Source organism: Streptococcus sp. HMSC078D09 (genome assembly GCF_001813675.1).
GTDB lineage: Bacteria > Bacillota > Bacilli > Lactobacillales > Streptococcaceae > Streptococcus.
Genome location: NZ_KV813662.1, coordinates 78,232 through 97,351 on the forward strand (window position 1 = coordinate 78,232; position 19,120 = coordinate 97,351).

At 44.9% G+C, this 19,120-nt stretch carries 16 protein-coding genes; 13 read left to right on the forward strand and 3 right to left on the reverse strand.

Going from position 1 to position 19,120, the window contains the following annotated elements; translation table 11 throughout:
- Positions 1–235: 235 nt before the first annotated feature.
- The 4 genes from HMPREF2926_RS03285 (at position 236) to HMPREF2926_RS03300 (ending at position 4,887) form a co-directional block, all read left to right on the forward strand.
- On the forward strand, positions 236–682 hold the full coding sequence (locus HMPREF2926_RS03285) for a Fur family transcriptional regulator (protein WP_083307901.1): 447 nt from the start codon (positions 236–238) through the stop codon (positions 680–682).
- A 146-nt stretch (positions 683–828) separates the two neighbouring features.
- Positions 829–1,521, forward strand: coding sequence for a phosphoglycerate mutase (locus tag HMPREF2926_RS03290; protein ID WP_003012031.1), 693 nt, complete (start codon positions 829–831; stop codon positions 1,519–1,521).
- A gap of 157 nt (positions 1,522–1,678) precedes the next feature.
- The gene (metG, locus tag HMPREF2926_RS03295) at positions 1,679–3,670 is read left to right on the forward strand and encodes a methionine--tRNA ligase (RefSeq protein WP_070586424.1); all 1,992 of its coding nucleotides are present in this window, start codon (positions 1,679–1,681) and stop codon (positions 3,668–3,670) included.
- 239 nt (positions 3,671–3,909) lie between these two features.
- A complete protein-coding gene (locus tag HMPREF2926_RS03300; protein WP_009732434.1) occupies positions 3,910–4,887 on the forward strand; it encodes a hypothetical protein in 978 nt (325 codons plus the stop codon).
- 130 nt (positions 4,888–5,017) lie between these two features.
- Here the strand turns inward: HMPREF2926_RS03300 and HMPREF2926_RS03305 are convergent, their stop codons facing one another.
- A complete protein-coding gene (locus tag HMPREF2926_RS03305; protein ID WP_003006064.1) occupies positions 5,018–5,224 on the reverse strand; it encodes a helix-turn-helix domain-containing protein in 207 nt (68 codons plus the stop codon).
- 10 nt (positions 5,225–5,234) lie between these two features.
- Positions 5,235–5,756, reverse strand: coding sequence for a DUF2975 domain-containing protein (locus tag HMPREF2926_RS03310; protein WP_004219979.1), 522 nt, complete (start codon positions 5,754–5,756; stop codon positions 5,235–5,237).
- A gap of 248 nt (positions 5,757–6,004) precedes the next feature.
- On the opposite strand from HMPREF2926_RS03310, the gene HMPREF2926_RS03315 reads away from it, so the two are divergent.
- The 4 genes from HMPREF2926_RS03315 to HMPREF2926_RS03330 all read left to right on the forward strand — a co-directional run bounded on the left by HMPREF2926_RS03315 (position 6,005) and on the right by HMPREF2926_RS03330 (position 12,830).
- Entirely contained in the window at positions 6,005–7,267 is a 1,263-nt protein-coding gene (locus tag HMPREF2926_RS03315) for a DUF6287 domain-containing protein (RefSeq protein ID WP_070586426.1), read from the forward strand.
- A gap of 16 nt (positions 7,268–7,283) precedes the next feature.
- A complete protein-coding gene (locus tag HMPREF2926_RS03320; RefSeq protein WP_070586428.1) occupies positions 7,284–8,267 on the forward strand; it encodes a Gfo/Idh/MocA family protein in 984 nt (327 codons plus the stop codon).
- Positions 8,268–8,620: 353 nt separating this feature from the next.
- Positions 8,621–9,556, forward strand: coding sequence for a metal ABC transporter solute-binding protein, Zn/Mn family (locus HMPREF2926_RS03325; protein WP_141751769.1), 936 nt, complete (start codon positions 8,621–8,623; stop codon positions 9,554–9,556).
- Between the two features lie 7 nt (positions 9,557–9,563).
- The gene (locus HMPREF2926_RS03330; protein ID WP_070586432.1) at positions 9,564–12,830 is read left to right on the forward strand and encodes a pneumococcal-type histidine triad protein; all 3,267 of its coding nucleotides are present in this window, start codon (positions 9,564–9,566) and stop codon (positions 12,828–12,830) included.
- Positions 12,831–13,068: 238 nt separating this feature from the next.
- On the opposite strand, the gene HMPREF2926_RS03335 is transcribed toward HMPREF2926_RS03330, so the two are convergent.
- Positions 13,069–14,253: a DUF2974 domain-containing protein gene (locus HMPREF2926_RS03335; RefSeq protein ID WP_070586434.1), complete on the reverse strand. Its 1,185-nt coding sequence runs from the start codon at positions 14,251–14,253 to the stop codon at positions 13,069–13,071.
- 168 nt (positions 14,254–14,421) lie between these two features.
- Between HMPREF2926_RS03335 and HMPREF2926_RS03340 the strand changes: the two genes are divergently transcribed.
- From HMPREF2926_RS03340 to HMPREF2926_RS03355, 5 genes are all read left to right on the forward strand, one after another.
- Entirely contained in the window at positions 14,422–15,099 is a 678-nt protein-coding gene (locus HMPREF2926_RS03340; protein WP_049486583.1) for a response regulator transcription factor, read from the forward strand.
- Entirely contained in the window at positions 15,092–16,066 is a 975-nt protein-coding gene (locus tag HMPREF2926_RS03345) for a sensor histidine kinase (protein WP_070586436.1), read from the forward strand. The genes HMPREF2926_RS03340 and HMPREF2926_RS03345 overlap by 8 nt, the downstream gene beginning before the upstream one ends.
- 115 nt (positions 16,067–16,181) lie before the next feature.
- On the forward strand, positions 16,182–16,310 hold the full coding sequence (locus HMPREF2926_RS11280; RefSeq protein WP_256263012.1) for a hypothetical protein: 129 nt from the start codon (positions 16,182–16,184) through the stop codon (positions 16,308–16,310).
- A gap of 15 nt (positions 16,311–16,325) precedes the next feature.
- Positions 16,326–17,084 (forward strand): ABC transporter ATP-binding protein, encoded by a 759-nt coding sequence (locus HMPREF2926_RS03350; RefSeq protein ID WP_049486585.1) that lies wholly within the window; start codon positions 16,326–16,328, stop codon positions 17,082–17,084.
- Positions 17,085–19,070, forward strand: a complete 1,986-nt coding sequence (locus HMPREF2926_RS03355; protein WP_049486586.1) for an FtsX-like permease family protein — start codon at positions 17,085–17,087, stop codon at positions 19,068–19,070.
- Positions 19,071–19,120 lie beyond the last annotated feature (50 nt).

Genomic DNA, 19,120 nt, shown 5'->3' on the forward strand with positions numbered 1-19,120 from the left:
CTATTTTTAGGCTCGTGAATCAATGTCCCCCGGACATGAACTCGCTTTTCCATTTTCAGGCTCGTAAATCAATGTCCCCAGGACATGAACTCGCTTTTCCATTTTTAGGCTCGTGAAAAAAATGTCCACTGGACATTTTTTTTAATTAAAAGCATTCTAAATAGTGATTTATTTTGAAACATGATATAATAAGGGTAACGAATCGATTAAATCATATTGGAAAGGGGGAATCATAGTGAACGCATTGCATCGTCATGAAGAAGAGCGCGTGGAAGAAGTCTTGCAAAATTTGCGTGCTAAGGGCATTCGGATTACCGATACCCGCAGAGCAGTTCTTTCCTATTTAGTGTCGAGTCATGAACATCCAAGCGCTGAGAAGATCTATCGTGATTTATTGCCTCAGTTTCCAAGCATGAGTCTAGCAACTGTCTACAACAATATCAAGGTTTTAATTGATGAGGGGGTTGTCTCTGAGATCAAGGTACGCAATGATACCACGACCTATTTTGATTTCATGGGGCATGACCATTTGAATGTGGTATGTGAAAAATGTGGCCGTATCGCAGATGTGGACATTGAAGTACCAGATCTTCGCGAAGAAGCAGCCAGTCAAAGTGGCTACCAGATCACCAAGACCCAAATGACCGTCTATGGAATTTGCCCAGAATGTCAAAAACAATGATAAAGATATTCCAAGAGAGCCGTTAGGCTCTTTTTTGTGAGAAATTGCACTTTTCTATGGTCGCCACTAGATTTTTCACTGAAAATCTAGTAGAATAGAATAGATAAACGGGGGGAACCTCGGAGAATAAAAAGGAGATCCATCTAATGGTAAAATTGGTTTTTGCTCGCCACGGTGAGTCTGAATGGAACAAAGCTAACCTTTTCACTGGTTGGGCTGATGTTGATTTGTCTGAAAAAGGTACACAACAAGCGATCGACGCTGGTAAATTGATCAAAGAAGCTGGTATCGAATTTGACCAAGCTTACACTTCAGTATTGAAACGTGCGATCAAAACTACTAACTTGGCTCTTGAAGCTTCTGACCAATTGTGGGTTCCAGTTGAAAAATCATGGCGTTTGAACGAACGTCACTACGGTGGTTTGACTGGTAAAAACAAAGCAGAAGCTGCTGAACAATTTGGTGATGAACAAGTTCACATCTGGCGTCGTTCTTACGATGTATTGCCTCCTGCAATGGACCGTGATGATGAACACTCAGCACACACTGACCGTCGTTACGCTTCACTTGACGATTCAGTGATTCCAGATGCTGAAAACTTGAAAGTTACTTTGGAACGTGCCCTTCCATTCTGGGAAGATAAAATCGCTCCAGCTCTTAAAGATGGTAAAAATGTATTCGTAGGTGCACACGGCAACTCAATTCGTGCCCTTGTAAAACACATCAAACAATTGTCAGACGACGAAATCATGGATGTGGAAATTCCTAACTTCCCACCATTGGTATTCGAATTTGACGAAAAATTGAACGTTGTAAAAGAATACTATCTTGGAAAGTAAGATAGCGTGATTCGTTATCAATCATAGAAAGCTGACTTCGGTCAGCTTTTTTTTGTTCATCGCAAACCTAGCCGGTTTTGGGTTTTCAGGGTCTCCTAAAAATGATATAATGAAGTGTTATTACATAAGGTTTCATTAGCCTTGAAAGGAAAAGAAAATGACAAAATCATTCTACATCACAACCCCTATCTATTACCCATCTGGTAAATTGCATATTGGTTCAGCATATACAACGATCGCCTGTGACGTCTTAGCGCGTTACAAACGTATGATGAACTACGATGTGTTCTACCTGACTGGTCTCGATGAGCATGGGCAAAAGATCCAGCAGAAAGCAGAAGAAGCTGGGATCACGCCTCAAGCTTATGTAGATGGGATGGCCGTTGGAGTGAAAGAACTCTGGCAATTACTCGATATCTCATATGATAAATTCATCCGTACGACAGACGATTACCATGAAAAAGTGGTGGCCCAGGTCTTTGAACGCTTGCTGGCGCAAGACGACATCTACCTTGGTGAATACTCTGGTTGGTATTCAGTATCTGATGAAGAGTTCTTTACAGAAAGCCAATTGGCTGAGGTCTACCGTGATGAGAATGGCAAGGTCATCGGTGGGGTAGCCCCATCAGGCCACGAAGTAGAATGGGTTTCTGAAGAATCTTATTTCCTTCGTCTCAGCAAATACCAAGATCGTTTGGTGGAATTTTTCAAATCCCAACCTGATTTCATCACGCCAGATGGTCGTCTTAATGAAATGTTGAAAAACTTCATCGAGCCAGGTTTGGAAGACTTGGCGGTATCTCGGACAACCTTTACCTGGGGTGTGCCAGTCCCATCTAATCCAAAACACGTGGTCTATGTATGGATCGATGCCCTTCTTAACTATGTGACCGCTCTTGGTTACGGTCAAGAAGATCATGAAAACTTTGACAAATTCTGGAACGGAACGGTCTTCCACATGGTTGGAAAAGACATCCTTCGTTTCCACTCCATCTACTGGCCGATCCTTCTCATGATGTTGGATATCAAATTGCCAGAACGTTTGATTGCCCATGGTTGGTTTGTCATGAAAGACGGCAAGATGTCTAAGTCTAAAGGGAATGTCATCTACCCAGAAATGTTGGTGGAACGCTTCGGCTTGGATCCGCTTCGCTACTACCTTATGCGCAGTTTGCCAGTTGGTTCTGACGGAACCTTCACCCCAGAAGACTACGTGGCTCGTATCAACTATGAATTAGCAAATGACCTTGGAAACCTCCTCAACCGGACGGTAGCCATGATCAATAAATACTTTGGTGGTCAAGTTCCGGCTTATGTCGAAAATGTCACTGCATTTGATGCAGATTTGGCCAAGGTGGTTGAAGAAAACATCGCTGAATACCACAAGCAAATGAACGCGGTTGACTACCCACGCGCTTTGGAAGCCGTATGGAACATCATCTCTCGTACCAATAAGTACATCGATGAGACTGCTCCTTGGGTCCTCGCTAAAGAAGATGGTGACAAGGAACAATTGGCAGCGGTCATGGCTCACTTAGCAGCCAGTCTTCGTGTCGTGGCTCACTTGATCCAACCATTCATGATGAACACCTCAAATGCCATCATGGACCAACTAGGCTTGGGCTTGGACTTCGATCTTGAAAACTTGACCTTAGCAGGCTTCCCTGAAAATGTCACAGTGGTTGCCAAAGGAACTCCAATCTTCCCACGTCTGGACATGGAAGAAGAAATTGCCTACATCCAATCTCAAATGACTGCTGGGAAACCACAAGAAAAAGAATGGATTCCAGAAGAAGTGGAACTCAAGTCTGAAAAAGATGAGATCAAATTTGAAGACTTTGACAAAGTTGAAATCCGTGTAGCAGAAGTCAAAGAAGTGGAACGCGTCGAAGGATCAGACAAATTGCTTCGCTTCCGTCTTGACGCTGGAGACGGTGAAGATCGTCAAATCCTCTCAGGCATCGCCCAATTCTATCCAAACGAACAAGAATTGGTCGGCAAGAAACTTCAAATTGTGGCCAACCTCAAACCACGTAAGATGATGAAGAAATATGTTAGCCAAGGCATGATTCTTTCCGCGGAACACGGAGATCAATTAACAGTCTTAACTGTTGATCCATCTGTTCCAAATGGAAGTATTATTGGTTAAATGATAATTGTAGATGAAAAGCACTCCTGAGGGAGTGCTTTTGTTGTGACGATACATGTCCTATTCATCTGGCCGGTATTACAAGATTTATGAGCTCATATTTTTCTACTAAATTCTACTTATCTACAATTTAAAATATTTATATATCCATTGACAAAATTATCTCCATGTAGGATAATTTAGATATAGATTTTGTTTCATCTATAGAATTATTTGAAGAAAAGTTTAGGAGATTTGTTATGGCTTTTTGGGATGATATTGTCAAGGGAGCTGGCGATATTGCAAATGGGACTTTAAAAGTTGTTGGAGATGGAGTGAATGCCACAACGAAAATTGTTGGAGATGGATTTAACACAACGACTAAAGTTGTAGGTGATATCGCAAATAGTACTTCAAAAGAAATTGGTAAAGCATTTAATGGTGCAAAAGAGAAAATTAACGATAGACCGGAAGATATGGCTATTAAGGTATTAGAGCAAGTTGCTAAAATACCAGTTGTTAAAGTTGATAGAAATCAATTTCTTATGGATAAGTTTGGAAAAGGATTGAGCAGAGATCAGGTAAATCAACTATTATTAGACGGTCCAGTAAACATGGTTGACAAAGAACGATTGGATAAAGTTGCAAAAACATGTATTATGGATAATGTATTGATGGCAAGCGGAGCATCTGTGTTAGCGGGATTACCAGGAGGAGTTGCTATGGCAATTACAATCCCTGCTGATGTTGCACAATATTATGCAATGTCTTTAAAATTAGCTCAAGAGCTGGGTTATATCTATGGTTTCCAATATTTATGGTCTGAAAAAGATAAACTAACAGAAGAGGCACAAGATACATTGTTACTTTACTTGGGCATTATGTTGGGTGTATCAGGAGCTGCTGCAATCTTACGTGCAGGTGGAGTAGCGATTGGAAAACAGGCTTTAAAATCAATTCCTCAAAAAGCTTTAACTAAAACAATGTATTATCCAATTTTGAAAAAAGTTCTAAAAATCTTTGGGATTAGTCTTACTAAAGGAACTTTTGCAAAAGGAGTTTCTAAAGTATTGCCGGTTGTTTCAGGTGTAATCTCAGGCGGAATGACATTTGCTACTATGAAACCTATGGGAGAGAACTTGCAAAAAGAACTTTCTAAGATGATTAATTATGATACAAAACAATATGAACAAGATCTTGAATCGATTCGTAAAGAAGCTGAAGTTATAGAAGAGTAAATTTATAAAACTTCTTAAGTTCAAATGAATAAGATAACTTAATTAATCAATAAGATTTAGTATTATTTAACAGACCACTATAGAAGAAAAGCACTCCTGCAGGAGTGCTTTTCTTATGACGATACATGTCCTATTCATCCGGCCGGTATTCCAAGATATCTCCTGGCTGGCAGTCGAGTTCTTTGCAGATGGCTTCAAGGGTGGTGAAGCGGATGGCTTTGGCCTTGCCGGTTTTGAGGATGGAGAGGTTAGCAGTCGTGATGCCGATTTTGTCGGCTAGCTCATTGGATTTCATTTTCCGCTTGGCCAGCATGACATCTAGATTGACGATAATCATGGCACCCTCCTTAAATGGTTAGCTCATTTTCTTCAGCAATCTCAATACCTCTCTCCAGAATCTTGCCAGAGACCCAGACGATTGGAACGGCAAGGAGAAGCCCTGTGTTAAAGGTAAATTGGAAAGTAAAGGGAAGGAGATAAGCATTTCCACTGGTTTCAAGTGTGCCAGACATAAAGGACAAGACCAAGAGAATCTTCCAAGCTCGGTTGCAAAGATCAATGTTGGAGTGAGAAAAGATCTTTTCTTGGTAGAGATTTTGGAGGAAGCTGCGAATGGTGATGAGAAGGTAAATATAGATAGCGCTTGAGGCTAGTGGGAAGAGCAGCTGCCAGAGAGGTTGTGGATGTTTGGGAAAGAGCTGGATGCCATTCGCATCAAAGGACAAGCGACCTGATTGAATGAGATCTTTGAAAAGGCCCATGCGGGAAAGCAGATGGACGACCAATGCAGCCACGGTCATAAAGCCACAGAAGTAAATGAAAGCCGTTAAGACTTCAATGACATTTTTTAAGGTTTTTGAGTTTTTCATCGCAAGCCTCCTTGAAGTTTATTTATTTTTCACTTATAGTATACTCCTTATAAAAAATTAGTCAATAAAAAAGTATCGAAAAACGATAAAAAAATAATGATAAACAAAATATTATTTTTGAGAAACAGGTATTTTCTACTCAAACTAGTCAGTTCAAACCTGGGAAACCACTACATAGAGGGGAATTTTACTATACTTTCGATTTAGGGTATACTAGTGTAAAGATCTTATTCCATGGAGGTAGTAAAATGAATCTTAAGTGGAAGAAAAAATACCTGGGGCCGATTTTGGGGCTGGTCGGAGCAGTTGTTCTGATCGGTGGAGTCTATCTCTACTCTAGCTCCAACATCCAACCAGACCATCAAAAGGAATTTAAGCAGACCAGCAAGAAGGTCACCAAGCCAAAGGAAAAAGCTATTGACTTGAGTGGTGACTATGTCTCAAATGAACGGGATGAAGCCAAAATCGAGAAAAAAGGCAAGGCCTGGAAGATCGATTACCAAACAGCTGACGGCAAGGTATCTGCTGAATTTAGCACGGATTGGAAGGTCGAAGGGTCTAACAAAGTTTCGACAGGCAAGATGAAAAAGTCCGATGGCAATACAGACTTTACAGTCACTGTTCGTGTCTTCAAATACAAGACAGACAAGAAGCCTTTGATCACGGTCACCATGTCTGATAAAAATCCTGACCACGAGATGGTCTTTGCCAATCGGGAGGATTTTTTCAAATCGACAGATCCCAATGATGTCGTCCTTGATGGCAATCTCTCACCGTTTGAAGGTGCTTATTCCAATGATACCTATGAAAAGGAAATCGCAGATTCCGGTTTTAAACTTTATGGTTATACTCCAGAAGAATATTACCAAAACAGGACCAACGCCTTTCCAAGTATTGTAAATGGGGAGACTGGCTGGACTTTCTGGAGTGGAGGCACTCGGGCAAGTTACTTGTTCAATAAAGAAAAAGAGCCCAAGAAGCGAAAAGGCTATTATGAAGTTTATTTCACTGGGGCAAATGGGACTGCGATCCAAGGGCAAGAGCAAACCTTGTACTTGATCCCAGCGGGTGTGACAGGTCCTGATGGAGTAGCTTCCCAAGAACGTCGGATTCTCTTTGGTGACGTGGCCTACCGTGATTACCATCTAGAGTGGTGGAAAGCTTACCCGCAACCGAAAAAAGAGAAAGACTTGGATATTGCGGCCATTAACGGAGGCGACTTCTCAAGCTTAGCTGGAACCTGGCGCAATGGCAAGGGAGCTGAAATCGTCATCCAAGCAGACGGAAAAGTCAAGGGCCAAGGCAGCCTCAAGGCTGTTGCGGACTCGGATAAGAAGAGCAAGATCCCTTATGTTGAAATGAAGATGGGTGATACTGGTGCTGCGATTGGACTTCTGAAAATCGGTTTCCAAAATCCAGATGGAGACCAGTCTGATACCAGCAAGCCACGTCTAGTGGTCACTCAATCTGCAGGCAACTACCCAGCTGATCAATATTTCTACCGTCAATAAAAAAGGAGATTAAACCATGGGCCATCACATCAACTATAAGTGGGCGAGTCTTGGAACAGGCGTCATTGCCAATGAATTGGCGCAAGCCCTTGAAGCGCTTGGTGGGAAACTCTATTCCGTTGCCAATCGTACTTATGACAAGGGGGTAGCCTTCGCTGAGAAATACGGGATCGAAAAGGTGTATCATGAAATTGATGAAGTCTTTGAGGATCCTGAAGTGGATATCATCTATATCTCAACACCTCACAATACTCATATCCAGTATCTTCGCAAGGCCCTCGCAGCTGGCAAGCACGTGCTCTGTGAAAAGTCCATCACTCTCAACAGTGAGGAATTGGCAGAAGCGATAAAGCTTGCTGAAGAAAACCATGTCAAACTGGCTGAAGCCATGACCATTTTCCATATGCCTATTTATCGGAAACTCTCTGAAATTGTAGCAAGTGGCAAGCTAGGCCCTCTCAAGGTCATCCAGATGAACTTCGGTTCCTATAAAGAATACGATATGACCAACCGCTTTTTCAATCGTAATCTAGCAGGTGGGGCTCTACTTGACATCGGTGTCTACGCCCTGTCTTTCGTCCGTTGGTTTATGACCTCACAGCCGACAGAAATGGTTTCACAGGTCAAGCTGGCACCGACTGGTGTCGATGAGCAAGCAGGGATCCTTCTTACGAATCGTGAAGGGGAAATGGCGACGGTGACGCTGAGTCTTCACGCCAAACAACCGAAACGTGGGACGATCGCTTATGATAAGGGCTATATCGAACTTTACGAATATCCACGTGGGCAAAAAGCGGTCATCACCTATACGGAAGATGGATCACAAGAAGTGATCGAAGCAGGAGAAACCGCTAAAGCCCTCCAGTATGAAGTCCTCGATATGGAAGCAGCAGTCGCAGGAAGGGAAAATCATCTCTACCTAAACTACAGCCGCGATGTCATGGACCTCATGACTCAACTCCGCAAAGACTGGGGCTTGGTTTACCCAGAAGAAGAATAACGAAAGGAAAAGAGGCTGGGACAAAAGTCCTAGCCTCTCAATTGATTTTGGATTGTCGAGCAAGACGCAGTGGTTGAGTAGGCTCTACTACGCTGATTTCATCAGCTTTTACAGCCCTACTCAACTGTGCGGAGGTGGGACGACGAAATCGAATTCTAACGAATGACCGATTTCTGTCTCACTCTCTTTTTGACTGCAAGGAAGGCTCGTGGGGTCTAGGAAATTGCTAGTCTCTAGCATTAAAAGGAAAAAAATGTAAAAAAGGCTTGACAAAGCAAATGATTCGCAGTATTATTAACTAGTTAATTAACTGATTAATAAACTAGTTAATAAAAATGAAAAAGAGGTGAAGGATGAATAGGAGAAGAATGAAGGTTCTGGGACTCTTGTTTCTCGGTTTCTTTCTACTGACAGCTTGTGGAAGTCAAGGAAATGCAGGCAAGCCCCCTTCTAAAAAAGGTCTTAAAATTGTCACGAGTTTTTATCCTATCTATGCCCTGGTCAAGGAAATCTCTGGCGATCAAAATGACATCTGGATGGTTCAGTCCGGTGCAGGGATCCATGATTATGAACCCTCCACCAAAGAAGTGGCCCAGATCTATGATGCGGATGTTTTTGTCTATCATTCTCAGACCCTGGAATCTTGGGCTGGTCGCTTAGATCCCAATCTTCAAGGTTCCAAGTTGCGAGTGATCGAAGGTAGCCAAGGAATGACCCTTGATAAGGTGGCTGGATTAGAGGATGTCGAAGCTGGTCAGGGAAAAGAAGCCAAGTACTTGTATGATCCACATACTTGGTTGGATCCTGTAAAAATCGCAGAGGAAGGAAAGATCATCGCCAAACGCTTGGGAGAGATCGATCCAAAGAACAAGGAACTCTATCAGGCCAATGCTCAAAAGCTTGAAAAGCGCTGTGAGGAACTGGTAGCCCACTACCAGCCTCTCTTTGACAAGGCCAAGCAAAAGACTTTTGTGACCCAGCATACGGCCTTTTCTTATCTGGCCAAACGCTTTGGTCTCAAGCAGTTAGGGATTGCAGGGATTTCCCCAGAGCAAGAACCGACCGCTCGGCAATTGGCGGAGATCCAGCAGTTTGTCAAAGACTACAAGGTAAAAACGATCTTTGTGGAAAAGCACACGTCGTCAAAAGTGGCAGATAGTATTGCCAAGGCAACAGGGGCGCGTGTCAAGGTCTTGGATCCACTGGAAGCTGATCCGAAAAATGATAAGGATCTATTAGAAAATTTAGAAGAAAATATGGCGACTTTAGCCAAGGAATTAGAGGAGTAAATCAAGAATGAAGAAAAAGGGAACGATTGGATTGGTAGCGACCTTGGGGCTAGGACTCTGTGCCTATGCGCTCAGTCAGCAGCCACAAGTCAAGGAAGAGAAAAAGAATCAGATTCAGTATTTGCAAGCAGATAAGAAATCATCAGCGACTGCATCCAGCAAAAAGGAAGACAGCATCGAAGCGGTCAATGCCAAGGAAAAGACCCAGGCAGAGCAGATTGTCATCAAGATTACAGATGAAGGCTTTGTCACTTCTCATGGGGATCATTTTCATTACTATAGCGGCAAGGTCCCATTTGATGCCATCTTTAGTGAAGAGTTGATTTTGCGGGATCCAACTTACCAGCTGCAAGAAGCAGATATCGTGAGCAAGGTCAAGGATGGCTATATCATCAAACGCGCTGGGAAATACTATCTCTACTTAAAGGATGCCCAACATACAGTTAATGTACGCTCGATCGAAGAGATCGCCCAACAGCAAAAGGGAGGCACCAAAGAAGAAGGAGAGACGGGATCGGTGCAAGCGAGCTCCTCGCATAAGGCAGGCAAGACCCGTGACTTCCGTCAACCTAGTCAAGCGCTGAAAGAAGGTAAGACCCTTGAGATGCTGACGGCTAAGAACCATACAGGTGGTGGCTACCGTACGGACGATGGTTATGTCTTTAGCCCTGGAGATGTCATTTCAGATACAGGGGACGGCTTTATTGTGCCCCATGGTGGCCATTTCCATTATATTCCAAAGAGTGCCTTATCCGCTGGCGAGTTAGCAGCAGCACTTTCGGTATTAGGCGGTCAAGCCGGCCATCAGGCTGGAAGTTCACACCTAGCTGGAGCAAGTACAGAGCAAGGAACTCCGGATCCAGCCTCTCCAAGCCTTGGGAAGCAAGCGAGCAACCAGCCGTCATCCAGTCCAAGCAATACACAGACAACCCCAACGACTTCTAAACCAGCTACTTCCAAACCGAGTCCGACCCTGAGCAACTTGATCGAAGAATTGCAGAAAACTCCTCTGTCTTCTCGTCATGTGGAGTCTGACGGTTCTGTCTTTGATCCAAGCAAGATTACCAAGTGGACCGATCAAGGAATTGTCTACCCTCATGGGGATCATTTCCACTTTATCCCTTACAGCTCCCTATCTCCTTTAGAACGTGAGCTGGCACGGCAATTCCAACTGCTTCGGGCCCAAGGTGCTACTACACCTGCTGAAATAAGACCAAACCAGCCTTCAAGTCCAAGTACAAAACCAATTGACCATGAGCACGAGCATGAACATGAACATGGAGATAGTCACGAGCATGAACATGGGGACAGTCATGATCACGAGCACGAAGAGGAGCACGATCATGGCTTCCACGCAGACAAGGTCATCAGTAAGGACGAGGACGGCTACATGGTCGCTCATGGCAACCACGCTCATTATTTCTATAAAAAGGACCTCTCTCCTCAAGAGATTGCAGCAGCAGAGGCAACTCTAGCAGGTAAGAAAGAAGAGGACAAGGGACAGCCACTGACAGATGATGTCGCCAGCTATTCTCGCGATGCCTCAGATGAGGAAAAGATCCAATACATCAGCAAGACCTACGGCGTCCCTCGTGAGGCCATTAAGATTTCCAATGGTTTCTTTGTCTTTAACAATCCAGACCAAGAATACGATCCGACCCACATCCACCCTTATGCCGTTCGGAAGGAACACGTTCGGATTCCACTTGAGACGGGTAATCCTGAACTAGACTTTATCAATGAACTCTATGCAACAGCCCTTCGCTCGGGGATTTCTCCTTATAGCCTCCAGATTGAAAATGGTCAGTTTGTCATCCCACATGGCGATCACAACCACTACATCAAGGTGCGATCAGCGGGACTAGCAGACTACTTAGCTCATCGCCTTCCTACCATCCAATCGCCTTACAAAAAAGGAGACTTGAATAAAAAAGCAGTAGAGGACAGAGTCAACCAACTTTTAGCAGAAAGCCGGACTCTTTACGCTTCTGATCCATTGCAACAACGACGGATTGAGCTCATCTTAGGCCACTTCTTGGAAAATGTCAAGAGCTTCCCAAGCAACTCGACGGAAGGCTACCTAGCCAGTCTTAAGCAGGTTGATGAACAGTACATCCATGCCACTCAAGCGGTCAAACCAAAAGAAGAGACAGCCCTCGATCGTCGATACCAGGAATTGCTGGAACAAGTGCGCTTGCTAGACACAGAAGCCTTCCAACTGAAGAAGGAAGGGTTGGTCGCACAACTGCAGGAAGCCTATGCTACCAAGGACAGCAAGCGTTTAGAGCAGGAAGGGAAGCTATTAGAAGCTGTTCAGGAGATGCAAGATCGGACGGGTGTGACATCGGTCGACTATCTCAAGTACTTCTACCAAAGCTTGAGCGACGCGCGCTTGACACCAGAACTGCGCACCAAGGCGGCAGATCTATCTTTGAAACTCTATCGAGCCCAAGCCTTTGAAGAAGCCTGGGATGCTAAGGCTCACTTTATGGAACTCTACCAAACCAAGCAAGCAATTGACCAGCTCTTCTCTCAAGAAAAAGGCCAAACCTATCCTATTGAAAAAACTGTTTTGGATCAAAAAGGAAGTCAGGCCCCATCTTATAACTTAGCGGTTTATGATTTCCTCAAAGGCTTGTATGGAGAGTTGGATAAGGCAACAGAAGCCCGTCAACAGAACAAGATTTTGACAGCTCTCTTAGAGCAAATCCAGTCGCTCTTGCCACAAGTCAAAGACCAAGGCAAACGAACTGCCTTTGAAACAGGCTTGGCTCAACTTGGAAAAGAATCTGATCCAGACAAGGCTATTACAAGTGGGGAAGCACTTCTACGCGAAATCAGTGATAGCATTGAAAAGCAAAAACAAAAGCAAACCGAAGAGCCTCAAATTGGGGATGTCGCTCTTTATCAACAGCTCTATAACCAATTGATGGCCCTACACCAACAATTGGTGGACAAGGGAGCTAGTGATGCTGTATTTGATCGCTTAGAGGCTCTCTTTGACCAATTGTCTAATCCAAAGAGTGATAAAGCAGCCTTACTACAGGCTATCCAAGCCTTCCAGGCAGAGTTGGCAGCTGCGCCATCTGCAAGCGAAGAGGGCAAACCAGCTTCCACAGTTGAAACGCCTGTCGCTACAGAGACTCCAGCAGCAACAGAAGCAGCAGCTCCAGAAGGAAGCAAGCCTGCCACAACTGAGACAGAAACAGAGCCTGCAAGCACAGCTGTAACAGAAGCAAGCACGCCAGATGCTCCATCTCCTCAGAACCAATAGAAAATAGAAAAGAGAGTGGGACAGAAATCGGTAATTCGTTAGAATTCGATTTCGTCGTCCCACCTCCGCACAGTTGAGTAGGGCTGTATAAGTTGATGAAATCAGCGTAGTAGACCCACTCAACCACTGCGTCTTGCTCGACAATCCAAAAATAATTGAGAGGCTAGGACTTTTGTCCCCACCTCTTTTTGCATTTTAGTGAATAGAAGAAGTGGTCTCTTTTTTCAGTTGTTGAGCCTCACTCCTTGTGCTCCAGGAGCAGTGGCGAGGAAGACTCGACTGCTTTTTTCCGCTTGAAAAATGCGGCCATTTGAACCAGGATGCGGGGGACCGTCTGCCATTTTTTCCAAGCTTGTACTCGGGTATCGATGAGTTGTTTAGCAAGACGTTCCAGCATTTCTCGCTCGGTTGGATCCAAATCCTGGGCATTTTGAAGGATTTCCTTGGCCTTGGCTAGCTGTTTGAGATCGGTAAGGTCATTGATGGAAGTGATGCCGGCATCCAGAAAAATGCCAAAAAAGGTATCAAAGAACTTCTTGCGCTCCTCTGCCGATGTTTCGCGAACCCACTGCTTCAAGGTCTCGTCGGTCTGCTGGCTATCGGGACTGGTTTGATCCAGGGTCACAAATTTATCTTTCTCAATCATCCAAGTAAAAGCGTCATGCTGGACAAAGCCACCAAAAGCTCGGCTTTTGACAATCGTAGCAGGCTCAGGGACTTCTAGCATCATGCCGACGATGGATCCTTGGGGGACAAAGCGAAGAATATTTGGGGACGTCCGCTGGTAGCCTTCGGTCTCGATAATGGCCCTGTTGAGGCCAGGAGCATCGTAGCTGTAGATGTCATCGACCCGTTCAAACAGATGATTTGGAAGGTAAGAGCAGGCATAGGTTGCGAGATTGCCCCCTTTGGAGTGACCGGCTACTAAGAAGCGCCCTTTAGGAAATTCCTTCATGACGTTTTGCAGGTAGCTGGCTGCGCGCCTCTGAGCTGGAACATGGTCCATATAGGTCATGTGGAAGTCTTCCTTCCAGCCGATCAAGGTGTCATCCGTTCCTCTGAAAACGACCAAATACGCATCCAGACTAAGCCGATAGGTCATGGCCACGAACTGTTTTTGCACATCGGGATCGTACTCATCGACATAGTTGAGGAGTTTGATGTTCTTAAAGCGCTTTGAAGTAGCCAAGTCATCGACTAATTGGAGGTGCTGGTTACTCACGATGAAATCGGTGGTCCGATCGATCAGTTCCATCGCATCAGACAGGCGCACTGGAATTCCTGTTGTATCTCCTTGAGGCACAATGTGTCCAAAGGGCAGATAGGTCAGCTCTGTCAGTGCCAGGACATCCAGTTCATTGAAAGGACGGTCGTATATGGAATCGTAGGTCACTTCTTTTAGGTAATCAAAAATAGTTGACATCTGTGCCTCCCGTGTCTTATTTCTTTCAGTATAGCACAAAAATGGATGGAGAAAAAGCGCCCTCCATCAAGAAAGTAGGTGTGAGATCTTCTATCCCTCTGAAACAGCCTTTTTCTCTGCTTCTTAATCTGTTATAATAGGAAGAAGAAAAAAGAAGGAAAGAAAGCCATGCATAAAATTCTCTTAGTCGAAGATGATAATATTATCCGCCAACAGGTCAAACAATTATTGGAACAATGGGGCTATGAAGTGGTCGCAGTCGAGGATTTTATGGATGTCCTCGGGATCTTTGTCGAAACCGGCCCTCACTTGATCCTCATGGATATTGGCCTACCTCTCTACAATGGTTACCACTGGTGCCAAGAGATTCGCAAGGTTTCAAAGGTTCCGATTATGTTTCTTTCCTCACGGGATCAAGCCATGGATATTGTCATGGCCATCAATATGGGTGGAGACGACTTTGTCACCAAGCCTTTTGATCAAAATGTGCTCCTTGCCAAAGTCCAAGGGCTCTTGCGTCGCTCTTACGAATTTGGGACAGATCAAAATCTGCTAGAGCACCGGGGAGCCATCCTCAATCTCAAGTCCACGGACTTGGTGTATGAAGGGGAAGTCATCAAGTTGACCAAGAATGAATTTCAGATCCTGCGCGTCCTGTTTGAGCATGCGGGAAGTATCGTGGCGCGCGATGATATGATGAAAGAGCTCTGGAATAGCGACTTCTTTATTGATGACAATACCTTGTCTGTCAATGTGGCCCGCCTTCGCAAGAAACTAGAGGAGGCTGGCTTGTCAAACTTCATCGAAACCAAGAAAGGCATCGGTTACGGGTTGACCCATGAATAAATTTGGAACGATCTTCTGGCAATATGTGGTATCCCGCAGGCGCCTACTCTATCTATCGGTCATCTTTTTGATCGTCGATTTGGTCTTTGCCTATCTCTTTCCAGAGACAGGGACGGTTTTCCTCTATGCGACCCTAGTGCTAGGCTTTTTTGCCTTCTGTGTCTTGGTCTGGGATTTCTCCATGACCTTTCGGGACTACCGCAAAGCCGCACTTTATGAGGAAATAGAGGTTGCCTCACCACTGGAACACCTCCTTTATGAAAAATACACGGAAGAACAGCAGGCGCGCTTGGAGGAAGGGAAGACAGCCCAGGCCAAGTTCAATGATCTGATGGATTACTATACCCTCTGGGTTCACCAGATTAAGACGCCCATTGCAGCTAGCCAGCTCTTGGTCCAAGATGTCGAGACACCTATTGTCAAGCAGCAGATGGAGCAGGAGCTTTTCAAGATTGACTCCTATGCCAATCTGGTTCTGCAGTACCTGCGACTGGAGAGTTTTCATGACGATCTGGTCTTAAAGCGCGTGTCGCTAGAGGACTTGGTCAAAGAAGTGGTCCGCAAATATGCCCTCTTTTTTATCCAAAAAAACTTGACAGTGAACCTGCATGATTTGGATGTCGCCGTCATTACCGATCGCAAGTGGCTCTTGGTCATCATCGAGCAACTCTTGTCCAATAGCCTCAAGTACACCAGTACAGGTGGAATTGAGATCTATTTCAAAGACCAGACCCTCTATATAAAAGACAGCGGGATTGGAATCAAAAATAGCGATGTCCTCCGCGTATTTGAGCGGGGCTTCTCCGGTTACAATGGCCACATGACCCAGCAGTCCTCAGGGCTGGGGCTTTATCTGTCTAAGAAAATTGCAGAGCAATTGGGCCATAAGATTAGCCTCCACTCAGAGGTTGGCCAAGGCACAACCGTCGCTATTCACTTTGAAGAGAAGAAGCTGGTCATGGATTAGTTTTTTTCCATCTTACAAAAATGTAAGAAATAAACGGTAAAATGAAAGGTTAGGTTATGGTAGCCGCCTTTTATTTTTTATACAATAGTCTCATCAAATGAAGGAGGTCAAGAAAATGAAACTCTTGAAATGGATGAAACAACCCAAAAAGATTAAGAAACCAAATGAGCAAACCGATCTGGAAAAGACGGAATTTGGTCTCCAAGTCCTACACCAAACCCAAGAATTTTTCTTGATCTACTAGGAAAAGGAGAAAAGTATGTCATTGCTAGACGTTCAACACATCAAAAAAATCTACAAAACCCGCTTTCAAGGGACGCAGGTCGAAGCCTTAAAGGATATTCACTTCACTGTGGAAAAGGGTGAATACGTCGCCATCATGGGGGAATCAGGGTCCGGGAAATCGACCCTCCTCAATATCCTAGCCATGCTGGACCAGCCGACCGAAGGACGGGTCTACCTCAACGGTACCGATACCTCGACCATCAAGAACAAGGATGCCTCGAGCTTTCGTCGGGAAAAACTAGGCTTCGTGTTTCAAGATTTCAACCTGCTGGATACCTTGTCTGTCAAGGACAATATCCTCCTGCCTCTAGTCCTCTCACGCAGACCGGTCAAGGAAATGATGAGCAAGGTCGATAGCGTGAGTCGGGAATTGGGCATTCACCAACTCCTTGAGAAATATCCCTACGAAATTTCTGGTGGGCAAAAGCAACGGGTGGCTGTAACACGGGCCATCATCACCTCACCTGAAATTCTCCTTGCTGATGAGCCAACAGGGGCGCTGGATTCCAAGTCATCAGCTGCTTTGCTAGATGTCTTTGAAGATATTAATAGCATGGGCCAAACCATCCTCATGGTGACCCACTCAACTGCAGCGGCAGCTCGGGCCAAGCGCGTGCTCTTTATCAAAGACGGAATTCTCTACAACCAGATCTTCCGCGGGGAAAAGACAGAGCGTCAGATGTTCCAAGAAATCTCGGATACCTTGACGGTCATGGCAAGTGAGGTGGAGTAGATGTTACGATTAACCACTAAATTAGCTTGCTCTAATCTGATCAAGAACCGCAAGCTCTATTATCCCTTTGCTATTGCGGTCATTCTCGCAGTGACCATCGCCTATCTCTTTGACTCCCTGACCTTTAATCCTCGCATTTCCGAGCTTCGAGGGGGCTCTTCTATAGTGTTCACCCTCAGCTTGGGATTCTTCGTGGTCAATGTCGCGGGGGCCATCATCGTGCTTTATGCCAATAGCTTCGTCATGAAAAACCGCTCCAAGGAGCTGGGAATCTACAGCATGCTGGGCCTTGAGAAACGCCATCTCATCAGCATGATTTTCAAGGAACTCTTGCTTTTTGGCTTTCTAACCATCTCAGCCGGAGTCTTGATCGGAGCTCTCTTTGACAAGTTGATCTTTGCCTTTCTCTTGAAACTCATGAAGATGAAGGTCCAGCTAGTATCCACCTTCCAACCTGGGATTGTGGTTTTGGTCTTTGTCACCTTTGGTCTCATCTTTGGCCTCCTGGTTTTTCTCAATGCTTGGCGCATTCTCCGTTTGAATGCCCTGCAGTTGACGCGTGAGAAGGCTAGTGGTGAAAAGAAAGCCCGCTTCTTGTGGCCCCAAACCATACTTGGCTTAGCCTCTCTCGGTTTTGGCTACTACCTAGCTGTGTCTGTCAAAGACCCTATCATTGCGCTTGTGACCTTCTTTCTAGCCGTTATCTTGGTCATGATCGGGACCTATCTGCTCTTTAATGCTGGGATCACCGTCTTCTTGCATCTGCTTAAGAAAAAGAAGAGTTATTATTACCAACCCAACAACATGATCTCGGTCTCTAATCTCATCTATCGTATGAAGAAAAATGCAGTGGGGCTTGCGACCATTGCCATCCTCTCGACCATGGTATTGGTAACCATTTCTGCTGCGACCAACATCTATATCGGTGGTGAAACGATCAAGAAGATCATGTCTCCTCATGATTTCTCTGTCCAAGGAAAAGGGGTAGACCTAGAGCAAATCAACCAGAAATTTGATGAATTTGCCTCTGAGCATCATCTTGAGATCAAAAATCGTGACCTGATGACCTATGCCAACTTTGGAGTTAAATCACAAAAGGGTACGGATTTCACCGTCTATCCAGCTGATGAACGCAACGTCACTCCCAAAACTGTCTTTATGGTCTTTGATGCAGCTAGCTATGAACAAATGACCGGAGAAAAGGTCGATCTGACCGGTAACCAAGTCATCCTCTTTGCTCATAACAAGGCTCTGACAGGGCAAAAGCAGTTCACTATCAATGGGCAAGACTTCCAAGTCAAGGAAGAAGTGAGCAAGGATTTTATCACGGATCATGTGCCAAATCAGTTCAATATGCTGACGGAGGATTTCAATTACCTGATCGTGCCAGACCTTTCAGCCTTTGTCGCTCAGTTTCCGGATCTTGCCATCAATACCAATATTTACGGTGGCTTCAATGTCAATGTTGACGAAGACCAGCAACTCAAGCTGGCAGCCAGCTATGACAAGATGATCGATGAATTGAGTAGCCAACAGGCCCAAGGAACATTTATCTATGGAGGCAACCGAGCCAATGATGTGGCAGAGTTGAATAGCCTCTTTGGCGGCATCTTCTTTATCGGTATTTTCTTGTCATTGATCTTTATGGTCGGAACCGTCATCGTTATCTACTACAAGCAAATCTCAGAAGGCTATGAAGACCGTGACCGCTTCGTCATCCTCCAAAAGGTAGGGCTTGATGAAGATGAGGTCAAACGGACCATCAACCGTCAAGTGCGGACTGTCTTCTTCCTCCCCCTCATCTTTGCCTTTGTCCACCTGGCCTTTGCCTACCATATGATCCGCCTCATTCTCAAAGTGCTCGGTGTCATCAATAGTGGCCAAGTCCTCATCGTGACCCTCAGTGTCTGTGCTGTCTTTCTCATCACCTACCTAATCGTCTTTTGGATCACCTCTCGGAGCTATCGTAAGATTGTGCAGATTTAGGAAAAGAAACTCAAATTAAATTAGAAACTTTCCTTAGGTGAGTACGGACG